The 19,816-nt window shown below is 62.9% G+C and carries 16 protein-coding genes; 5 read left to right on the forward strand and 11 right to left on the reverse strand.

Annotation, left to right across the window (positions count from 1 at the left end):
- Window positions 1-60: 60 nt before the first annotated feature.
- On the forward strand, window positions 61-1,899 hold the full coding sequence (locus tag ACPYOG_RS10660; protein WP_481294203.1) for a family 43 glycosylhydrolase: 1,839 nt from the start codon (window positions 61-63) through the stop codon (window positions 1,897-1,899).
- 236 nt (window positions 1,900-2,135) lie between these two features.
- On the opposite strand, the gene ACPYOG_RS10665 is transcribed toward ACPYOG_RS10660, so the two are convergent.
- From ACPYOG_RS10665 to ACPYOG_RS10680, 4 genes are all read right to left on the reverse strand, one after another.
- The gene (locus tag ACPYOG_RS10665) at window positions 2,136-2,903 is read right to left on the reverse strand and encodes a gamma-glutamyl-gamma-aminobutyrate hydrolase family protein (protein WP_481294204.1); all 768 of its coding nucleotides are present in this window, start codon (window positions 2,901-2,903) and stop codon (window positions 2,136-2,138) included.
- Between the two features lie 99 nt (window positions 2,904-3,002).
- Window positions 3,003-3,782 (reverse strand): amino acid ABC transporter ATP-binding protein, encoded by a 780-nt coding sequence (locus ACPYOG_RS10670; protein ID WP_481294205.1) that lies wholly within the window; start codon window positions 3,780-3,782, stop codon window positions 3,003-3,005.
- Complete coding sequence (locus ACPYOG_RS10675) at window positions 3,772-4,653, reverse strand: amino acid ABC transporter permease (protein WP_481294206.1); 882 nt, start codon at window positions 4,651-4,653, stop codon at window positions 3,772-3,774. The genes ACPYOG_RS10670 and ACPYOG_RS10675 overlap by 11 nt, the downstream gene beginning before the upstream one ends.
- A 137-nt stretch (window positions 4,654-4,790) precedes the next feature.
- Window positions 4,791-5,681 carry an ABC transporter substrate-binding protein gene (locus tag ACPYOG_RS10680; protein WP_481294207.1) on the reverse strand — a complete coding sequence of 297 codons (891 nt, stop codon included), beginning with the start codon at window positions 5,679-5,681 and terminating at the stop codon, window positions 4,791-4,793.
- A 91-nt stretch (window positions 5,682-5,772) separates the two neighbouring features.
- On the opposite strand from ACPYOG_RS10680, the gene ACPYOG_RS10685 reads away from it, so the two are divergent.
- The 4 genes from ACPYOG_RS10685 (at window position 5,773) to ACPYOG_RS10700 (ending at window position 9,701) form a co-directional block, all read left to right on the forward strand.
- Window positions 5,773-7,383: a helix-turn-helix domain-containing protein gene (locus ACPYOG_RS10685; protein WP_481294208.1), complete on the forward strand. Its 1,611-nt coding sequence runs from the start codon at window positions 5,773-5,775 to the stop codon at window positions 7,381-7,383.
- 42 nt (window positions 7,384-7,425) lie between these two features.
- Window positions 7,426-8,088 carry a LuxR C-terminal-related transcriptional regulator gene (locus ACPYOG_RS10690; RefSeq protein ID WP_481294209.1) on the forward strand — a complete coding sequence of 221 codons (663 nt, stop codon included), beginning with the start codon at window positions 7,426-7,428 and terminating at the stop codon, window positions 8,086-8,088.
- Between the two features lie 116 nt (window positions 8,089-8,204).
- The gene (locus tag ACPYOG_RS10695) at window positions 8,205-9,476 is read left to right on the forward strand and encodes a type III PLP-dependent enzyme domain-containing protein (protein ID WP_481294210.1); all 1,272 of its coding nucleotides are present in this window, start codon (window positions 8,205-8,207) and stop codon (window positions 9,474-9,476) included.
- A gap of 90 nt (window positions 9,477-9,566) precedes the next feature.
- The gene (locus ACPYOG_RS10700; protein ID WP_481294211.1) at window positions 9,567-9,701 is read left to right on the forward strand and encodes a hypothetical protein; all 135 of its coding nucleotides are present in this window, start codon (window positions 9,567-9,569) and stop codon (window positions 9,699-9,701) included.
- Between the two features lie 48 nt (window positions 9,702-9,749).
- Here ACPYOG_RS10700 and ACPYOG_RS10705 read toward each other — a convergent pair whose 3' ends face one another.
- The 7 genes from ACPYOG_RS10705 to ACPYOG_RS10735 all read right to left on the reverse strand — a co-directional run bounded on the left by ACPYOG_RS10705 (window position 9,750) and on the right by ACPYOG_RS10735 (window position 19,447).
- Entirely contained in the window at window positions 9,750-10,040 is a 291-nt protein-coding gene (locus ACPYOG_RS10705) for a hypothetical protein (protein ID WP_481294212.1), read from the reverse strand.
- A 143-nt stretch (window positions 10,041-10,183) separates the two neighbouring features.
- Complete coding sequence (locus ACPYOG_RS10710; protein ID WP_481294213.1) at window positions 10,184-11,680, reverse strand: amino acid permease; 1,497 nt, start codon at window positions 11,678-11,680, stop codon at window positions 10,184-10,186.
- A gap of 78 nt (window positions 11,681-11,758) precedes the next feature.
- Window positions 11,759-12,871: an alanine dehydrogenase gene (gene ald, locus ACPYOG_RS10715; RefSeq protein ID WP_481294214.1), complete on the reverse strand. Its 1,113-nt coding sequence runs from the start codon at window positions 12,869-12,871 to the stop codon at window positions 11,759-11,761.
- A gap of 36 nt (window positions 12,872-12,907) precedes the next feature.
- The gene (locus ACPYOG_RS10720) at window positions 12,908-14,392 is read right to left on the reverse strand and encodes an NAD-dependent succinate-semialdehyde dehydrogenase (protein WP_481294215.1); all 1,485 of its coding nucleotides are present in this window, start codon (window positions 14,390-14,392) and stop codon (window positions 12,908-12,910) included.
- Entirely contained in the window at window positions 14,389-15,690 is a 1,302-nt protein-coding gene (locus ACPYOG_RS10725; protein WP_481294216.1) for an aminotransferase family protein, read from the reverse strand. The genes ACPYOG_RS10720 and ACPYOG_RS10725 overlap by 4 nt, the downstream gene beginning before the upstream one ends.
- 121 nt (window positions 15,691-15,811) lie before the next feature.
- Entirely contained in the window at window positions 15,812-16,693 is an 882-nt protein-coding gene (locus ACPYOG_RS10730) for a LysR family transcriptional regulator (RefSeq protein WP_481294217.1), read from the reverse strand.
- 1,743 nt (window positions 16,694-18,436) lie between these two features.
- On the reverse strand, window positions 18,437-19,447 hold the full coding sequence (locus ACPYOG_RS10735; RefSeq protein WP_481294218.1) for a hypothetical protein: 1,011 nt from the start codon (window positions 19,445-19,447) through the stop codon (window positions 18,437-18,439).
- Window positions 19,448-19,816: the final 369 nt, after the last annotated feature.

Genomic DNA, 19,816 nt, shown 5'->3' on the forward strand with positions numbered 1-19,816 from the left:
GGTGCCGAGTTACAGGCACTACGACTTCCGATGAGGGAAGCAGACGCGAGGAGGCGGCCCGTGACACGAAGCAGCATGGTGCGACGATGGGCGTGGGTGGCAATCATCGCCGCCACGCTCACCAGCGCGGTGGCGAATTCGCTCCCCGCGGCGGCGAGCGCAACGCCGCCGTCGCGATCGGAGGTCCGGCCGACGGATCCGATCGCCCACGACCCGACGATGGTCGAGGAGAACGGGTGGTACTACGTGGCGATCACCGGGGATGCCGGAGTGCCACATACTTTCCTCCCGCTGAAGCGTTCACGCGACCTCGTGCACTGGCAGGAGCTCGCCCCGGTCTTCACCACGCTGCCGTCCTGGATCGTCCCCACTCTGGGAATCGATCCCTCCGCCGCCCCGAAAGACCTGTGGGCTCCAGACCTCAGTTACTCGCACGGCGAGTGGCGGCTCTACTACGCGGTCAGCCAGTTCGGTAAGAACACGTCCGTCATCGGTCTGGCGACCACGAAAACCCTCGACCCCGCAAGCCCCGGCTACGGCTGGCAAGACCGCGGTCTGGTACTGAAGTCCACCGACTATCGGGCCCCCGGGGGCGACTCCTTCAACGCCCTCGACCCGAACATCGTGACCGAGCCGGATGGGCAGAGCTGGCTCTCCTTCGGGTCCTTCTTCTCGGGGATCTACCTGCACAGGATCGACGCGACGGGCAAGATCCCGAGCGGCGATGTCGCGGTCCACATCTCGGAACGGGCAGCTCCGGACGCGGAGGAAAACTCCTCGATCGTGTATCACGGCGGCTACTACTACCTGTTCCTGTCGTTCGACTACTGCTGCAGGTCCGTCGAAAGCGACTACCGCACGGTCGTCGCCCGCTCGACGTCCGTCACCGGACCGTACGTGGATGAGGCGGGCGTACCGATGCTGAACGACAAGGGCGGCACAGAGGTGATGCGCGGCTACAACGAGTTCGTCGGGGCCGGCGGCGCGGACCTGCTGCTCGGTGCGCATGGCCGTGACTACGTGGTGAACCACTACTACGACGCGACGGACTCGGGCACGCCGCGACTCAACGTGCGCCGACTGAGCTGGGATGCTTCCGGCTGGCCGGTGGTGGGCGAGCCGATCAACCCCAGCCGTACCGCCGGTCACGGCGACGCGTACGTGAAGATCCAGCCGCGCGGTGCGGCCACGGTCGTGGAGAACGTCGGATGTGGTTACGAGGGTGCGAACGTCGCCCTTGGAACCGATTCGGGTACTCTCTGCCAGGAGTGGCAGCTGAGCTACAGAAACAACGGGTCGCGCATCCAGAACCGGTTCAGCAACGATGTTGCAGAGAACGCGGCCTGCAACAACGTCGACGGCGGCAACGTCGCCCAATGGGGCTGGCTGGGGTTCCTCCCGAACAACGACTGCCAGCGCTGGTCCTTCAGCGACGCTGCGGACGGTTACAGCACGATCTCGACCATCCAACCGGGTGGTCGGTCGTGGACTGCCGAGGGACCTGCGTCGACGCCGGGAACCAACATTGCGGTCGATGCGCCGACCGGCTCCGTCAGCCAGCAGTTCCGCTTCCAGCCGGTCGGCTCCGTGCTGCTCGGGAGCGCTGGGGACGAGACGACCACTCTGGGAATCGCCGGTGATCGCGTCGTCTTCCAGCCGCGGTCCGAACAGCGACCGCAAGAGTGGCGGTTCGTGGAGATCGGGAGCACCGCGACCTATCGCGTCGTCTCCACCGCGAACGGGAAACTGCTCGGTGCAGACCTCCATGGCCTTGACGCGACGTACGGCCACGGGACGCCGTCCGCTGCTCAGACGTGGACGCTGACTCCCGGCAACGACGGAACCTGGACCCTGGCGAACAGCGTCACGGGTCAGAAGGTGAGGCTGCTGCTGCCCTGAAGGTGCCCAGACCGGCGAGGAGCGGAGGGCTGTTGCCCGGTGTGGGTATTCGTGCGCAACTTTGCACCGCTCACCCCTGACTCGGCCAGCGAGCCGCCGCTTAAGGGTGAGTTCCTCATGTCGTTTTTGCCATGTGCGCAAGTCCATCGTCCAATGCATGAAAACCCCCGGAAATCGCTGGGATTCCGGGGGTTTCGATTGGCGGAGGCGGAGGGGTTGAACCCTGACGCCCACTTTTAAGGCGCCGCTGAGCGGGGCCTGGGCGTCAATAAGGGGTTCTGCCCGCCTCGACGTGCAGCCCTGGCCTTAGCTGCGTCCACCAGCGCTGCAAAGATCCGTTCGTGGCCGGGGGCGCGAAGCTCCTCGGGGTGATACTGGACGCCGACAATCCAACGTTGGGGATCATCGCTTTCTATAGCCTCTACGATGTTGTCCTCGGATCGGCCCACGACCCGGAGGGACTCTCCAATCCGACCGATCGCCTGGTGGTGAAGACTGTTCACCTTCAAATCGGTGGATCCATAAAGACCAGCCAATATCGAGTCGGCCTCGAGCCGCAATTCGTGGGATTCGACGTTGAGTGGTTCGCTCTGCCGGTGCGTTACCACTCCAGGTTCGAGATCCTGGATGAGGCTACCGCCAAGCGCGACGTTGAGAATCTGACTACCCCGGCATATTCCGAGTATCGGCAGTTCGCGCCTCCTGGCCTCCTCGATCACCTCGATCTCGAGCGCATCGAGGGGCTCGTCGATGGTGGTCGACGGGTGGATGGGCTCGTCGAACAAAGAGGGGTGTGGGTCTACGCCGCCTGGTAAGAGCACGCCGTCGACATCGTTAAGGATTGCGTGGAGGGATTCGGTGTCCAAGCCGGGCGCGAGAGCAATGGGAACTGCTCCGGCACGCAGCAATGCTTCTACGTATCCACGATTCAACCGGTAAGCATGGGGCCGCTCAGGGAGGTCACTGCCGAGCGTGATAGCGATAGTAGGACGGTGGTCAGCCACGGTGCCCTTCTTTCGTTGTTGTGGGGAAGAGTGGATCTCGTCGCTCAGGGAGCGGGGCGAGGTGAGCATTCCCCCAGCGCGTGCATGTGAGCCGACCGCTCACAGCACGCTCTCCAAGAAAGCGCGGGTCCGTCGATGCTTGGGATTGGCGATGACCTCGCTCGGCGCTCCAGATTCAACGACAACACCGTTGTCCATGAAGGCAACCTGGTCTGCGACCTCTCGAGCGAAGCCGATCTCGTGGGTGACCACGATCATGGTCATTCCTTCCCGAGCTAGGTCGCGCATGACGCCGAGAACATCACCGACGAGCTCTGGGTCAAGCGCCGAAGTCGGCTCGTCGAACAGCATGAGCTTTGGAGACATGGCGAGTGCTCGTGCGATAGCGATTCGTTGCTGCTGCCCGCCTGATAGCTGTGCGGGGTATGCCGATTCCTTGTCGGCCAGACCAACCCGGTCCAGAAGCTCGCGCGCCTGTGCGCGCGCGTCGGACCGGCGAGTATGGGCGACGCCAATAGGGGCCTCTGTGATGTTTTCGAGGGCCGTGAGGTGGGGGAAGAGGTTGAACCTCTGAAAGACCATTCCAATTCGGCGCCGCTGGACCGCGATTTCTGCCGGCTTCATCTCGCGAAGGCTGCGGCCCTGATCGCGGTATCCGATGAGTTCGTCGTCGACGTAGATGCATCCTCCGTCGATGCGCTCGAGGTGGTTGATGCAGCGCAAGAATGTGGATTTGCCTGAACCGGAAGGCCCGAGAAGACAAAGCACCTCACCGCGAGTTACCGATAGGGTTATGCCCTTCAACACCTGATGGGATCCGAAGCTTTTCCGGACCGATCGCGCTTCCACTAGTGGGGCGGCGGAATTGTCAATATTCATCGTTGATTTCCCGGCTCGGTCTCGTGACGGTTGCGATGCTGTCGGTATCGGGGGCTGCTTCTGCAACTGATGGGCGCATTCGTCTGATGCCGTTGCGGACACGCTGCAGCGGGGTGGGGGGAAGCGCACGACCGACGCCGCGCCCAAATCGGCGCTCTAGGTAGTACTGAGGCACCGACAGCACCGACGTGAGGAAGAGGTACCAGGCGCTTACCACCACGAGTAGTTCAACTTGGCGCAGATTTTGTGCCGAGATATCGGTGGCTCGCGTATATAGCTCTTGAACAGCTATGAGCTCCAACAGTGCTGTGTTCTTGAGCATCGAGATCGTCTCGTTGCCCATTGGCGGAATGATCACTCGCATCGCTTGGGGCAAGATGATCCGGCGAAGCGTGTAGCTCGGCGACATCCCTAGCGAGTACGCGGCCTCCACGTGACCCGGGTCCACAGAGAGCAGCCCGGCACGAACGATCTCGGACGCGTAGGCGGCTTCATTCAAGCCAATCGCCAGAAGGCCGGCGATGAATGGGGTGATTACCGTACTTGTGGGCGCAGACCAGAACTGAAGAGGTGTGAGTGGAACTCCGACGGTAATTTGGGTCCAAAGGAGTCCCAGGTACCCCCAAAAAACGATCTGAACGAGCAAAGGTGTACCGCGGAAAAACCACACATACACCCACGCGGTGGTCCTGAGTACGGGGTTGGGCGACAGTCGCATGACGGCCAGGACCGTCGCCAGCGCGGTTGCAACCACCATCCCGCTTGCAGTAAGGGCGATGGTGAGGCCCACGCCTTGCAGAATTCGGGGATCGAACAAGTACTGCGTTATGACGGGATGATCGATGTTTTGGTTACTCCACACGGAGGTCACCACGAGGAGGGCAAGTCCCACCACAACAACCGCAGCTACCCAACGGCCAGGATGCCGTAGAGGCCGAGCGACTACATCATCCGTACTTGAGGTTTCACCAGCAGCGATTGTTGTGGTCTCTGTGCCAGCCGGCGCGATCATTTGCTTCCATTGAGCCGAGCCGACTCAACGCCATACGAGGTGAGGCTGTACTTCTTCAGCAACTCGCCATAAGTGCCGTCCTTGATGACGGCGCTAAGCGCGGCCTGGAGACTCTTGGTGAGGTCGCTGTTCTTTTTCAGCACGCCGATCCCGGTTGGGACAGCACCGAACCCCTTGGGATTCTTTGGATCGACTACAACGTCGAACTGCTTCCCGTTGCCGGCAGTAGCGGCGCTGTATGCGGCCGGGGCCGCATCAAACACGTCGGCGACGGCCTGGCCGGAGCGGACAGCCAGCAGAGCGTCCCCCTCTGCGGGCAATTCGAGCGCCTTGATGGGTGGGGAACCCGCCGCCTTGCACGTCGAGGCCTGGCTCTCGATGAAGGTCGCTTGTGTGGTTCCCTTGGCAACCGCAACCGTCTTTCCACACAGGTCCGTGAGGCCCTTGATCCCCTGAGGGTTGCCTTTCGCGACGAGGATGGCGAGGCCGGCGTCAAAGTAGTCGACGAAGTCGAGCGTCTTCTCACGCATGGCCGTGTCATTCATGCCGAACATGATGATGTCGTGCTTGCCCGATTGCAGCGATGGGATGATGGTAGTGAAGTCCTGGGTTTGGAACGTGAACTTCGTCCCCAGTTGTTCGCCGAGAGCTTGCCCGAGATCGTAGTCGAAGCCGGTGAATTGCCCGTTGGCGGTGTGATATTCCATCGGTGCGTACACGCCGCTCGCCACATTGATTCCGCTGGCATAGCGTTCCGGCAGGAGCTTGGCGAGCGGGGCCTCCGAGGATGAGTTGGCGGATGAAGCCGGCTCGGCCGCACATGCGGTGAGCCCACAGACAGTGAGGGCAACACCCAGCACTGCGGCAGTGAAGCGTCTGGTGACCATGAGGTTCTCGCTTTCGATCGGGGAGTGGGTTTGTCTCACCTTAGGTAAGGCAGCGAGGCGTGTCTTGGTCCTACGGGACTAACATGGGCGCATGAGATTGGCCAATCACACAACCCTCGACGGGGATATCAGTGTTGCTGGCATTGCCGAAACTCTTGGCAGTTCGATGGTCTCGGTCGTAGCCGGACACGCCAGTTTGGCCAGGCCCGTCAGAGGGTCTGTCCTGCATGATCCAGCCGATGTGTTGCCGGATGGAGTAGACGCGTTCTTGCTCGTACCCGGGCTACGCCCCGAGGACGACAACGCTTCAGAGCTTTTGCGACATGCCGCAAAACGCGGCTATTCCGCGATCGCCGTCAAATCTCACGGGGCCAGCATGGACAGCCTGACCGCCGCCGCCAACGATTGCGGCATCGCACTCCTGACCGCAGCAGATGACGTCCCTTGGCGGCATCTCGACTCGCTGCTGCTCTCCCTGCTCGGTTCGCGCGGTGCCGGCGTGGGCACAACAGCTGCGGGAGACCAACTCTTCGCTCTGACAAATGCTGTCGCTGCCGTCGTCGGCGGTGCTGTTTCCGTAGAAGACCTTGACCGAAAAGTGCTCGCATACTCATCGCTGCCAACGCAGCCTATTGATCGGTTGCGCCGGGAGGGGATTCTGAGCCACCGCGTGCCCGAGATTGAGAACAACCTTGAGCGCTATCGTCAACTGATCACCTCGTCTGGAGTGATGCGGTTTCCGGCAGAACTGGGGATCTTGCCGCGGGCGGCCGTTGCTATGCGCGCTGGCGATCTTCCACTGGGATCAATTTGGGCCATCGAACCGCCAGAAGGTCTTAGCCCCGACGCGGAGCACGCGTTGCTGGACGGCGCAAGACTCGCGGCTCTTCAGGTATTGCGTCGCAGGGATGCCGAGGAAGTTGCTCTGCAGATGCGGGAGAGCGCTCTCGTGGGCGCGCTGCTCGGAACGTGGAGTGAACCTGAGACCGCTCGGCGCCTCGACGTGTCGACCTCCGCCGCTCTGACTCTTGTCGGTTTCGCGGCGCGCGCGGGCAGTGCCGGTTCTGCAGTTTCGCCCGCTCATCTCGCCAGCGCAGTGAGCCGTTATATCGTGACTCTCCGCCCGGATGTAGGTGTCGCTGCAATCGGACAGACGGTGTACGTTCTCTTGCCTTCGGCAGACACAACCTCGGGTAGTCGTCTCGCGCGGGGAGCATTGAGTGCTCTCGCTGGCACTTTCGGTGAGCGGATCCGGAGCGCGGTCGCCCAGGTCGGGACCAGTCCCGCGGAACTACCCGCTATGCGCCGCGAGATCGACGACATCCTCAGGGTCACCACATTGGACGCGAGCCTGCCCTCGATCGCCGAGCTTTCCGATGTCCACACACCGGTACTGGTTATGCGTGTTTCCGACGAACTGGCTGGAGAGCCGAGACTGCAAGACCCGAGACTCGTACACATGCTGGAGCAAGATCGCCAACAGGGCACCGAGTTCGCCCGGTCATTGCTCGCATGGTTTGACGAGGTCGGAGATGTACGCGCGGCAGCCCTCAGACTCCGGATTCATCCGAACACCCTAAGGTACAGGCTGCGGCGAGTGGCCGAGCAGTTCGGCGTTGATCTTGACCGGACGGACTCCCGGTTAGCGGTATGGATGCAGTTGCGAGCGTTGGCCGACGGCCGTGTACCAACCAGTCCGTAGGGTTCAGTTCGGCGCCCACGGATGATGAGAGGAGCTCAGTCCATGGATTCCCCTAAGCAGCGCGGTCCAGAGCAGCTGCATGGCGAACTTGCTCAGGAGGCTCCCGTCCTCCGCGTGCTTATCGTCGAAGATCGGCCAGTGGCCCGCTTGGGATTGTTCACGCTTTTGTCATCCCAAACCGACCTGGCGGTGGTTGGCGAGGCATCGACTGCGGCCGAGGCGCTTCACGCGGCCGCGGAGACCGCGCCCACTCTCGTGATCACGCCCTTGCGTTTGGGAGGGCTGTTCGCTGGCATTGAATTGTGCCGTGATCTGAAGTCGCTCCCTGTGTCTCCTCTCGTGATCGTGTGGACCGCCTTTACCTCTCCGCAAAACACGGCTGCTGCATTCCTTTCGGGAGCCGACAGCATCATTCACCAGGGAATATCACTTGAAATGCTTTTAGATTCGGTGCGGGCGACGGGAGCTGGGCGCCGCGTACGGCTCGTCGATGAGCAGCCTCGAAGCCAAGAGCTTCCGATCGATAGAAGCGACCTCACCCCTCGAGAGCGCGAAGTCCTCGATCTCATCCTCCAGCACGCGACGAACGCCGAGATCGCGGCGGCACTGTTCGTCGAGCTCACCACAGTGAAGAGCCACGTACGCAACATCTTGCGAAAGCTGGAAATGTCGAGCCGGCGCGAGCTGCTTTCCGACTGGCGCTGAGCCATCGTTACACCCAATTTCTCCTCCCTGAGGGAGGATTCGGACACGCGTGGAACTCCCTAGTGTTCAATCCGAGGTTCGCTACTCGACGGCGAACGGAACGGGAAGGGCCAGAGATGTACGAACCCGAGCGGCGATCGATCCTGCTCCAGCGCGCGATTAAGGAAGGGCTGCTGCATCCTGAGGATGCGCCGATTGCGTCGTTCATTGACTGGGATCGGGTCTCGGCCAACGTCGCCGCGCTGATAGACGCTTTTCCCAATAGCCTTTCGGTGTCGCACGCGTTTGCGGTCAAAGCCAATTCGCTGGTGCCAGTCATTCGACGGCTGGCGCAACTGGGTATGGGTGCGGAAGTAGCCAGCCATGGTGAGCTACAGGCAGCAATCGAGGCCGGCATCTCGCCGACGCGCATTGTGTTCGACTCGCCCGCCAAATCCCGATCGGAGCTCAAGCGCGCTCTCGGTTTAGGGGTAGCGATCAACGTCGACAACTTCCAGGAACTGGCAAGGATCACGGAGCTGCGACGTGAGGACTCGTCAGCCTCCGAAGTTGGTATTCGCGTCAATCCTCAGGTCGGCACAGGATCCATTGCCGCTATGAGCACCGCCGGCGTGATCTCCAAGTTCGGGGTCCCGATGCGGGACGACGGCGCGCGCGAACGTCTGATCGAGGCTTACTTGCAACACCCGTGGCTCACGCGCGCTCATGCCCACGTCGGCTCGCAAGGATGCCCCCTTTCCCTTATTGCGTCCGGCATCTCGGACCTTGTGAGCTTCGCGGATGAGGTCAACAGACGTGCCAAGCGAGCGCAGATCACCACCCTCGACATAGGGGGTGGGCTCCCCGTCGACTTCGGCACCGACGCGCCCATCTCCGCCTTTGGTGACTACGTCGATGCGCTGAAGGACCAGGCGCCACGCCTCTTCAGCGGTGATTACGACATTGTCACTGAATTCGGGCGAAGCATTCTGGCCAAGCACGGAATCATTGCCGCTCATGTCGAATACACCAAGGAGGTCGGCGGCCGGAGAATCGCGATCACGCACGCAGGTGCGCAAGTGGCGACCCGCACCATCTTCATGCCTGAAGCTTGGCCGTTGCGCGTCCAAGCTTTCGATGCAGCGGGTGCTCCAAAGCCCACGTCCGAGGTGTTCTCATACGATGTCGCTGGTCCCTGCTGCTTCGCCGGAGACTTGCTCGCTCGAGACCGACCTCTTCCCGCCTTAGACCCAGGCGACATCGTCGCAGTGCTCGACACGGGCGCCTATTACGCGAGCAATCCCTTCCAGTACAACTCCCTGCCCCTTCCCGGGATTTACGGCGTCTCTGGACTTCCCTCGGCTCCCGTCTTTGACACGATCCGAGCGCCCGAGGAAACCGAATGGTGATTGACGCGCGGCTTTCATTAGTCGTAGGTGCCGTGTCACTCTCACGTTCCTGCATCGGATTCACTCCACCCTGGGCACGCCTCGGCTGCAATGACCCTCGATCTGTACGCCGACCTCTTCGACGACGACCTCGACGACGTCGCCATGCGCCTACACGCCGCCGTCAGTGCGTCGGGTTCCGGCAAGGATTGGGCGAGCCTGCCAACACTCACGCAAACGCCTTAGCCTGGTCTGTTCACCGACGAGTCCCGATCGTCCTAAGAACGCCCGGCTCTATTTGGGTTGGCCGCCCCAGATACCCAGGTCGCCTGACTGGACTCGCATATCGCCCAGCTCTAGTGTCCGGCGTAGCCGCTTCCGGGTATACGACACGAGGACGACTATCGCCGAGCCCTCGTAGTGTTCCAACTCGACACGAATGGCGTCGCTGCGCTCCATCCGCACATCGGCGACAAACGCCGCCGCGCGCAGGGCATCCTTATTCGTTGTGACGCCGTCACGCAGGAGCGCCAGCACGTCGTTCGACTGTGGCCGCTCGCGAACGCCCGGTTCGGCGGCAGTCAAAGCGGTCTGCCCAGCCTTACCAACCGTTGCAGGCCGAGACGTATTCGGCCCTGCGCTCCGCGAGCACGCGAGACCGCGGTCCGGCAATCGACGGTCGGCGCGCCGTCGTGCGGCCCGGTCGTCGCGGGCCGCACGACGGCACGTCACTGATGCGTCTCGTCGAGGGAGGAGGAAACCACGAGCGCTTCCTTTTCCTGCTGGAGAGCGAGCCTCTTTCGAACGATGGGCCAGAAGAGGAACAGAGCAGCGGCAGCAAGCAAGCTGGTCCACACCTGAGTCCTTCCACTGTCGCTGAACATCATGATCACGACGATTCCGACGGCTCCAACAAGAAGCAGAATGTTGAGCCAAGGGAACAGCCATACCCTCAGCTTCAGGTTTGCCCTCTCATCGGGACTCATCTTCAATCGGAGTCGCCACTGCGTGACGGCGATGAACACGTAGACGAAGAGCGCGACCAGGCCAGTCGAGTTCATGATGAAGTCGTAGATTCCCGAACTCGGGGCAAGGAAGTTCACCAAGGTCGCGATGACTCCGCCGACGGTGGAGGCAATAACCGCGACCGTGGGCACCCCGCGCTTATTTCGTTTCGCCACGACTCCGGGTGCGAGCCGCTGCTCTGCGAGCGCTGCGAACATTCGAGATGCAGAGTAGGTGCCCGAGTTGAGGACGGAGATCACCGCGGTGAAGATGACGAGGCTCATGATCACTTGAGCGCCGGGGACACCGAACTTCTGGAAGACGTAGGTGAACGGCGCAATGACGTCAGGGGTGGGCAGTTGGTTCCACGGCACGATCATGACGATGACCAGCACGGCCCCGACATAGAAGAGCATGACGCGCCAGATGACGGTGTTCGCTGCCTGTCGGATGCCCTTTGCGGGATTCTCCGATTCCGCGGCGGCCATGACGGCGATCTCGGTTCCGAAGTATGAGAAGAGTACGAGCGCCACGCTCGAGACGACGATCCCGATCCCGTTTGGCATGAAACCGCCGTTCACCCACAGGTTCTGGACTGAGAATGTGGCGTGCGGCCACAGTCCGAGTGCGAAGAGGACGCCAACACCAAGGAACACGACGATTGCGATCACCTTGATGCTTGCGAGCCAGAACTCGGTCTCGCCGAACGTGCGCAGGGAGATCAGGTTCGAGCAGACGAAGATCGCGAGGAGCGCCAGTGACCCCGCCCAGGCGGGAATCATGGGGAACCATCCGTGAATCATCCCTCCACCCACGACGGACTCGTAGGCGATGACACCCACCCAGAAGTACCAGTAGAGCCAACCCACGATGTACGCGGCCCAGTTGCCAAGCCCCACCCGGGCGTATTCCATGAATGACCCCACGGCAGGTCGTGCCGCGGCCATTTCGCCGAGCATGCGCATTGCGAGGAAAACGAGGAGCCCGCCGATCGCGTATGACACGGTCGCGGCCGGGCCCGCGGCGTGAATGATGTTCCCCGAACCCACGAAGAGGCTCGCACCGATGATGCCTCCGAGGGTGATCATCGTGACGTGGCGGCTACGCAGCTTCTTCGCGCCGGCAGGTGCTTGGCTGCGGATGCCGGCCGAGGTCTCCGGCGACACCGGCCGGTCGTAGTCAGAGCGTCGCGATAGGGCGGCGCGTTCGTCTTGCGGCATAGAGAACTCCTTCGTTCAGTTGATTCAGCCACGCGGTGTGCGGTGTGGGGTGGACGGACGTGTCCTGCTCGTCGACGGTCAGACGAGCGCCGCGTCGGAGACGAAGCTGGGCAGGTCAGGAAAAGCGTCGGCGACGCCTGGGTGGGCGATGTGGCCGCCTCGTGTGTTGACGCCGAGAGTCAGCGACGAGCTTCCGTCGAGCGCGTCCTCTACGCCATGATCGGCCAGCTGGCGGATGAAGGGCAGCGTCGCGTTGGTGAGCGCCCGCGTCGAGGTCTGCGGCACCCCTCCGGGCATGTTGGCGACGCAGTAGTGGCGGATGCCGTCGACCTCGAAGATCGGCGATTCGTAGGTCGTGGCCTTCGAGGTTTCGAAGGCGCCACCCTGGTCGATCGCGACGTCGATCAGCAATGCGCCCGGCTTGAGGATCTTGAGCTGATCACGTGTGACCACCTTGGGAGCGGCACGACCCGGTACCAGGACGGCGCCGATCACGACATCGGCGTGGGCCAGTTCCGCCTCGAGGGTGGCGATGTCTGACATGAGAACCCGCGCTCGGCCTGCGAATTGAACACCGAGCTCGCGCACACGTCGCGGGGACATGTCGAGGATGGTGACTTCGGCCTGCAGGCCGCAGGTGAGGAGGGCGGCCTGTGTTCCGACGACACCGCCGCCGATGATGAGCACGCGTGCCGGAGCCACACCCGGCGAGCCGCCGAGCAGAATGCCCGGTCCGCCGCCGATCCGAGTGAGATGGGTGGCTGCGGCATGGGCTGCGAGCCGGCCGGCGACCTCACTCATAGGGGTGAGCAGCGGCAGCCCGGTTTCGTCCTGGACCGTTTCGTAGGCGATCCCGAGCGTGCCGGCGTTCAGGAGTGCCTCGGTGAGGGGGCGGTCCGCGGCGAGATGCAAGTAGGTGAACAGAGTGAGGTCGGGACGGAGGAACTGGTACTCCGCAGCGATCGGCTCCTTGACCTTGACGAGCAGCTCGGCGCTCGCCCAGGCGTCCGCCTGCGAGGCGATCTTGGCTCCCGCTGCCACGTACTGCTGATCGGAGTAGCCGGCGTTGACGCCCGCACCGGCCTCGACCGTGACCTCGTGGCCGCGACGGACGAGGTCTGCAGCGCCGGCGGGCGTCAGCCCGACCCGGGCTTCTTGCGGCTTGATCTCTGTGACAACGGAGATGCGCATGAGTCTTGTCTCTTTCTGGGTTGATGGCGCGCGACGTCAGCTGGTCACGCGGCGCGACACGTTGTAAAAGCGGATGTTTTGGTACTCGTCGAGTCCTTCGGCGCTGCCTTCGCGCCCGAGTCCGGACTGTTTGACACCACCGAACGGAGCCGCCGCATTCGAGGGCACACCCTGATTGATGCCTGTGACCCCGGTCTGCAGCAGCTCGGCGACGTTGAGTGCTCGGTCCAGGCTCTCGGTGAACACGTACCCGGCCAGCCCGAACTCCGTCGCATTGGCGCGTTCGACGGCCTCTTGCTGAGTGCGGAACCGCTGGATGGCGGCGATCGGTCCGAAGATCTCGCTGGTAGCGACCCGTGAGGTCTCGGGCGTGTGGTCGATGACAGTGGGTGCGAAGAAGTTCCCCACCCCCTCGTACCGGAAACCTCCGGTACGGAGAGTCGCTCCCTGCGCGACAGCTTCGTCGGTGAACGCCGCCATCTGTGCGACGGCACGGTCGTCGATCAGCGGTCCAACGACGGCGCCATCTCCGAATCCGTTGCCGACGGGAGCGCCGGCGAGACGCTCTGTCAGCGCGTCCACGAAGTCGTCTGCGATTCCGTCCTGGACGTAGATCCGGTTCGCCGCGATGCAGGACTGGCCGCCATTTCGCAGCTTCGCCGCAAAGGTACCCGCGACGGCTCGTTCAAGGTCCGCGTCGTCGAAGACGATGAGGGGTGCGTTGCCGCCCAGCTCCATGGACGAGCGAAGCACGTTCTCGGATGCAAGCTGCATGAGCTGCTTCCCGACGGGCGTCGACCCGGTGAAAGACACCTTCCGCACGCGCTCGTCACGAAGCACGGCGCTCGAGAAAGCTGACGAGTTCGACGTGGTGATGACCTGCACAAGGTCCTCCGGCACCCCGGCGCGGCGCGCAAGATCCACGGCGAACAGCGTCGTCAGCGGCGTCAAGGTGGCGGGCTTCACGACGACTGCGCAACCTGCCGCGAGGGCCGGGGCGATCTTCCGAGTTGCCATCGCGAGGGGGAAGTTCCAGGGAGTGATCAACACTGCGAGTCCCACCGGGGAGCGTCGCGTGATGATGTCCGCACCGCCATCCGGGGCCTCCCGGAAGTTTCCGGACGGCCGCACCGCCTCCTCCGCGTACCAGCGGACGAAGTCGGTCCCGTACTTGACTTCGCCGCGTGCCTCAGCAAGCGGCTTGCCCATCTCGCGGGTGATCAGGTGGGCGAGCTGTTCGCTGCGATCGACCAGCAGCTGCCACCACGCGTGCAGCACGTCGGCGCGATGCCGCGGCGTCGTCTTCGCCCACGCTGCTCCGGCGGCGTCAGCCGCACGAACAGCTTGCAATGCGCCGGGGACATCCACGTCCGGGATGTACCCGATCGTCTCGGCGGTGGCGGGGTCCGCGACCGGGATCCCGGCGGCAGGGAGGTCGAGCGAACGGATGACGCCGTCCGCGATCCGCGCGCCGCGCGGATCAGCGGCGACGAGGGCGTCCTCGATCGTGATGTCGGTCATCGGTTCTCCTCGTTGGTGATTGCCTGGCCGATCGCGGCGATGTACGACACCAGCTCGGCGTCGCTGATGATGAAGGGGGGGCTGATCTGAAGGGTGTTCCCCCGCAGCGGCCTGGAGATGAATCCGAGCTCGATCAGCTCGTCGGCGACTCGTTCAGCGGACAGGTGGTCTGCCAGTGAGACTCCGCCCATGAGGCCGGCGACACGGACGTCGGCCACAGCGGACTGGCGCTTGGCGAGCAGGTCCAATTCCTCGCGGAGTACGAGCTCCAGCTCCGCGACGCGGGGCACGAGATGATCGCGATCGAGGATGTCCAGGTGGCGCAGCGCAACGGCAGCCGCCGTCGTGTGTCCCGCGTAGGTCGCCCCGTGGCGGAAGATCGGCGTGTCGGGAGAGTCGACGTAGAAGGGCTCCCAGATGCGAGGACTCACAAGGACGCCACCGAGCGGGGCGTAGCCGGAGGTGACGCCCTTCGCGAACGTCACGAGGTCGGGTATGACGCCGTAACGCTCGGCCGCGAACATCGTGCCCGTGCGGCCGAACCCCGTGATCACCTCATCGAGGATGAGCAGGATGTCGTTGTCGCGGGCGAGTCGCTGCACCGCCTCCAGGTAACCGGGGGCGGGCGGGTTCACGCCGCCCGTACCCTGCACAGGCTCGGTGACGATGGCCGCGATGTTGTCGGCCCCGATCTCTGCAATGGCGCGTGCCAGTGCATCGGCGTCGTGGAGCGGAACGCGCGCAGTCTCCGGTACGAGCGACTCAGTGCCGTACCCATCGCGGTTGAACTGCAGACCGGCGATGCTCGTCCCGAACGCGTGCAGACCGTGGTACGCGAATTCCCGGCTCAGGATGACCTTCTTGGAGGTCCGTCCCTCTCGCTGCCAGTGCCGGCGGCTGAGCTTGCACGCGACATCGATCGCGTCCGAACCACCCGAATTGAGAATGACCTTCGCACGGTCGATGGGAGCGATTTCGGCCAGCCGCTCGCCGAGCTCGAGCGCCTTGTCGTTGGTGAAGCGCCCGAAGATGTGGTACGTCTCGAGCCGTTTCATCTGCTCGAATGCCGCCTCGGCGAGCTCCGGGTGCGAATGACCCACGTTGGCGTGCCAGAGCCCTGCGGTGCCGTCGAAGAGCCGGCGTCCATCGATGGTGTAGACGTACGAACCCTCGCCGCGGTCGATCACAAGCTGGCGTCCGAGAACAGACGGCGTGTGCGCCTGCGCCGGCCAGAGTGCAGGACCGTCCAGGAGGCTGCCACCTGCGTGCGTCTCAGCGGACGTGTTGATGAGGGTCATAGGTTTCGCTCCTCAGCGTCGAGATCGAATCACGGGCCAGGACGGCTCCTGAAGATCAAGGCTACGAACGTGTACTCGTAATGAAAAGCGAATGTTGCTAACAACAATCCGTCAGTATCAGTTACACGACGAGAGCGCTCTTCACCGCTTCGCGGATGGCGATCAGGGCGGGTCGATGCTCGGAACCGGCTCTGACCAGGAAAAGGATGCTCCGCTGCTGGTCTGTCGGAAGCGCGTCGCTCGGAGTGAGGGGCGACCCCGCCTCACGAACGACGATGTCCGGAATGAACGCCGCCGCGAGGCCGTTTTCCACCATTCTCAGATGGAAGAGCAGATCGGACGACTCATAGGCCACGAGCGGCTCGAACCCGCGTTCGCGGCACACCCGCAAGGCCCACTGAGTCGAAGCCGCTGTCTTCGGCTCCATCACCCATCGGACCGTCCGAAGTACGTCCATCGAAGGGTCCGCGACATTCACAGGGAGGTACCCCCTGATCGGGTCGTCACCCAGCACTGTCGTGTGAAAGCCCGCTGCCTCGCGCTCGGTGCCCGGATAGGCGTCCGTGATGACGGCGTCGACCTGCCTGGAAGCGAGGCGCACCACTGCCTCTTCAGGGTCGAGCCGGCGCAATCGAACGTCGAGCCCGGGATAGTCCCTCGCGAGCGCAGCCAGCGCTTGTGGCATCACCGTGCGGCTGATCGTTGCGAACGCGGCGACATCGACGATCCCCTGTGGGCGCTCGTGTGCGGATGCGAGATCCGCCTCCGCGCGTTCGACCGCCGCGAGAATCGCGTCAGTGTTCCGGACCAACTCTTCCCCTGCTGGGGTGAGCTTTACGTTCCGTCCGACCTTCTCGAGCAGGGCGACGCCAACTTCCTTCTCCAGGAGTGCGAGCTGCTGTGATATCGCCGAGTGGCTGTAGGAGAGCTCGCGCCCGGCCGCGGACATGCTGCCGCGGAGCTTCACCTCACGGAGCAGGATCAGCCGATGAAGATCAAGCATGCTCCGAGCATAGGCACTTGCGATCTCGTACACCCTGCTTGGCCGGCAGCGTGGGCAAGCACGACAATCCCGCTGTCCCAGCGCTCTCCTGGAGAGCAGTTGCTGAAAGCGGAAAGAGCTCGAATAGCACTGATTCGAGCCGAAGAAATTGCCTGTGATCGGCATTTATTGGCGGGCACGGAGGGATTTGAACCCTGACGGCGCTCCTTAGTCCGCCTCGAGAATGCAGTGGAACCGCGGGATTCTGCGCTTCTTCGATTACATTGCACCACCCCCGGTTAGTACAGTTGTGGGGTTTCTGTGGGGGCTTGGCCTGCGCGGCGCGTACAAGTGAGCGTCGTCTTGAAGCGAGCAACGAAAGCATCCTGGCCGACAGTGTTTGTTGCGGGTTGCTTATCGGATTGCGCGGCTCGAACAGCCAGGCAGGAGCGCGAGTTCCGGACGCCTGGTTGCCCGGCCAAACCGCGTATCCAAGAGACCAAGAGAGAGTCATGGAACGCCGAGCCGTCAGCTGAAGCGCTGCAGGCCGCACGGCAGCACTGGAGCCGGTTAGCGCCCGAGGAGTGAAACTTAAAGTGCTGCGCCCGCATGGCCGGGGCCCAAATCGCAAGTGCCCCGCAAAATGCGGGGCACTTGAAGAATAGATCGAGCCTATCCCGGACAACCAACAGCGGCAGTTACGCTTACGCGAGGTCCTCCCGGCCACGACTGAATAGCATTCAGGGCTCGAAACAACCGGGGCTTGCTCGCGTTCGTCTATTTTTGGTGTCTTCAGGCGCGGGGATCAGTCCGCGCCGTCCTTCCAACCTGCAAGCAGGCCGGATCGCCTCCAAGATTACGTTGCCATCCTGAGAATCCGCAACTATCGGCTTTTTCCGTCAGGGCGCTTCCGGCGACGCGTCGATCTGGTACGAGGATGTGGCTCCGGTTCCGGTGGTCTCGGAGCGACTCCCTCCCTGCGGGCACTCACGCCGCTACTCTGTCCGCCGCGGATATGTCCGTCCGGACTTATGTTCGCGTACGAATTACGCGGAAACTTCCACCGCTCGATGAGCGATGCGATACGCGATTCCGTCCGAGCTGCGTTGACATCCCAATGGAATCCCGTCGGCAACGCGTAGTTCGCAACAACTAAAGCTTCCTGGCCGTGCATCGCGGTAGGGGAACGCCAGGCCCGGAGATCCTCGTCTTCGCGATGGCTTGGCTTGCCATACACACGTTCGAATTCTTCTCGCCCGCTGACCGGAGTCAGATTTGGCCAGTCGCGGCCCGGTGCAAACATATGGAGTGGGAGAACTCTGCAGTCGCGAGGTGTGTCTATGTGGACCATGTCAACCCACGCATCAAACTGCGCATACAACTCCGTCGGCAACGTATGGCCGTCGAATTGAGCGAAGTAACTCTTGTATCGGACGAGCCTCGCCAACGCGATCGACGTCGCGGATGAGAGCTCTCGGATGGGGTCGAGCCGTACGCGAGCTGGGCCAGCCTGAAAAACTGCGTAGCTGCCTCGATGGATCATTTTGTAGAGGCGATCGGCATCCCATGGTTCGAGGACGTAAAGCCGCCGCCCGGGCTCATCGCGCCTCTGGCTCGAACGGGGAATCGTACGAAAGATGATGGCGTTGAGTCCCCGGACGGACGCGATGCCACGCAACTCGGCAATCCAGCGCGCTTGGGCCGACGTGCACGCACCGGGGACACCAGACGCGGGGGGCGCCACGATGCAGACCCCCAAAGCGGTCATACCAACCGCCCTTCCCCATGAAGCTGAACGCGGAGCACCACTGCGATCTCGAACGAAAGACGCGACAACTCGTCTGCGGTCATCGCGTCGACATAACGGTGCGCCAGGCGTCGGACGCGCTCAACTTCGCGCTCTGGCTCAACGGACGCGGTAGCCCTCGCTATCAGGTCATGAGGTACATCGAGGTTCTCGCTCAGGAAGAACGCTCGGAGCGTGTTTGCGGCGTGACTCTTGAGGTGCGCGTTCCACAGCCCTCGGAAGAACCTCGGGAGAGCCACTGTGGGGCCCCCACGAGCAGCCCACTCGTCGAGTCGGCCAGCGTCGTAATCGGAGACTTTCTCCTGAAGACTCACAAACTCTGCCCGCAGCTTGTCCATATCGGCTGCCGAAATGGTTGGAACAATCGGCAGCGAGTCCGAATCCGAGTCAGTGCGCACGCGGGCTCGGCCGGCAGCCTCGTCCCAAACGAATACCTCGTTAGAGCTGTAGTCGAACAATGCTCGCCAGAGGTCCTGCCGGATACGCCCAAGTCCCACCGGATCAAGTGCGGCCGGCTGCTCTCGCTCGTCGGGCTGAATGCGCGACGGCTCCATCATCCTTATCCGCTCGTGCGGACGCACGCCTTCCGTCGCGATTAGGTCGGGGAACAGTGTGACGAAGTGCCAAATGTTGGGCGAACCAAAATCAGCCTCCCGAAACCCCTTCGACGAAAGCTGGAGCATCCGATTCTTGAATACGGGAATCGCCATCGATGTCCACTCGGACTTATCGCTTTCTTTTGCCTGTCGAAACGCTTTGATGATTAGCGGCTCGGCGTCTTGCAGTGGCTTCGGCGGAGTGAAATCCGAAAGCACCGCCGAGACTGCATCGGGCCTCAGCCAGCCACGGACGGCTGCACCATCGCCCACGCGACTGATCGCGTCGGCGAGAACCTGCTCTTCGCTCTCGCCGAGCAGGTCCGCCAGCTGACTAAGTGAAGCGCTACCGAATCGGGCGTCATATTCCATGACCCGACCCTAGCCGTGGCCAGCGATCCGGTCAGGAAACACAGGTACGTCAAGTCTTGAATCGTTCACGACGGCGTCGTCATGCCCTGAGCCACCTTGCCGTCCGAAACAGGCATATTCAGGCTTGATTCGCTACTGACGTTCGTGACCTGCTCAACCGTTGCTCGAGGAGCTTCGCGTCGCCCGTCGCGTCGCCACTGTTCAAAGTCAAAGGCGAACCAGACCGCAAGTCAGAGAGAGGCAGCCGAGACCGCCTTTCGAAGGATCTGGGTCAAGAGCACGCCCTGGTCGTGGATGGGAACCCCGTGATCGCGACCTGCTAGCCATAGCGACCGCAAGGTACAGCCCAAAGAGCAGAGATTGCAGACT

The organism is Leifsonia sp. HAY1-4F (assembly GCF_056755275.1).

Coding starts and splice junctions, on each gene's coding strand:
- ACPYOG_RS10735 (WP_481294218.1), bottom strand. CDS start 19,447: ATGGAATATGACGCCCGATTCGGTAGCGCTTCACTTAGTCAGCTGGCG.
- ACPYOG_RS10685 (WP_481294208.1), top strand. CDS start 5,773: ATGAGATTGGCCAATCACACAACCCTCGACGGGGATATCAGTGTTGCT.
- ACPYOG_RS10700 (WP_481294211.1), top strand. CDS start 9,567: ATGACCCTCGATCTGTACGCCGACCTCTTCGACGACGACCTCGACGAC.
- ACPYOG_RS10670 (WP_481294205.1), bottom strand. CDS start 3,782: ATGAATATTGACAATTCCGCCGCCCCACTAGTGGAAGCGCGATCGGTC.
- ACPYOG_RS10720 (WP_481294215.1), bottom strand. CDS start 14,392: ATGACCGACATCACGATCGAGGACGCCCTCGTCGCCGCTGATCCGCGC.
- ACPYOG_RS10680 (WP_481294207.1), bottom strand. CDS start 5,681: ATGGTCACCAGACGCTTCACTGCCGCAGTGCTGGGTGTTGCCCTCACT.
- ACPYOG_RS10725 (WP_481294216.1), bottom strand. CDS start 15,690: ATGACCCTCATCAACACGTCCGCTGAGACGCACGCAGGTGGCAGCCTC.
- ACPYOG_RS10710 (WP_481294213.1), bottom strand. CDS start 11,680: ATGCCGCAAGACGAACGCGCCGCCCTATCGCGACGCTCTGACTACGAC.
- ald (WP_481294214.1), bottom strand. CDS start 12,871: ATGCGCATCTCCGTTGTCACAGAGATCAAGCCGCAAGAAGCCCGGGTC.
- ACPYOG_RS10695 (WP_481294210.1), top strand. CDS start 8,205: ATGTACGAACCCGAGCGGCGATCGATCCTGCTCCAGCGCGCGATTAAG.
- ACPYOG_RS10690 (WP_481294209.1), top strand. CDS start 7,426: ATGGATTCCCCTAAGCAGCGCGGTCCAGAGCAGCTGCATGGCGAACTT.
- ACPYOG_RS10730 (WP_481294217.1), bottom strand. CDS start 16,693: ATGCTTGATCTTCATCGGCTGATCCTGCTCCGTGAGGTGAAGCTCCGC.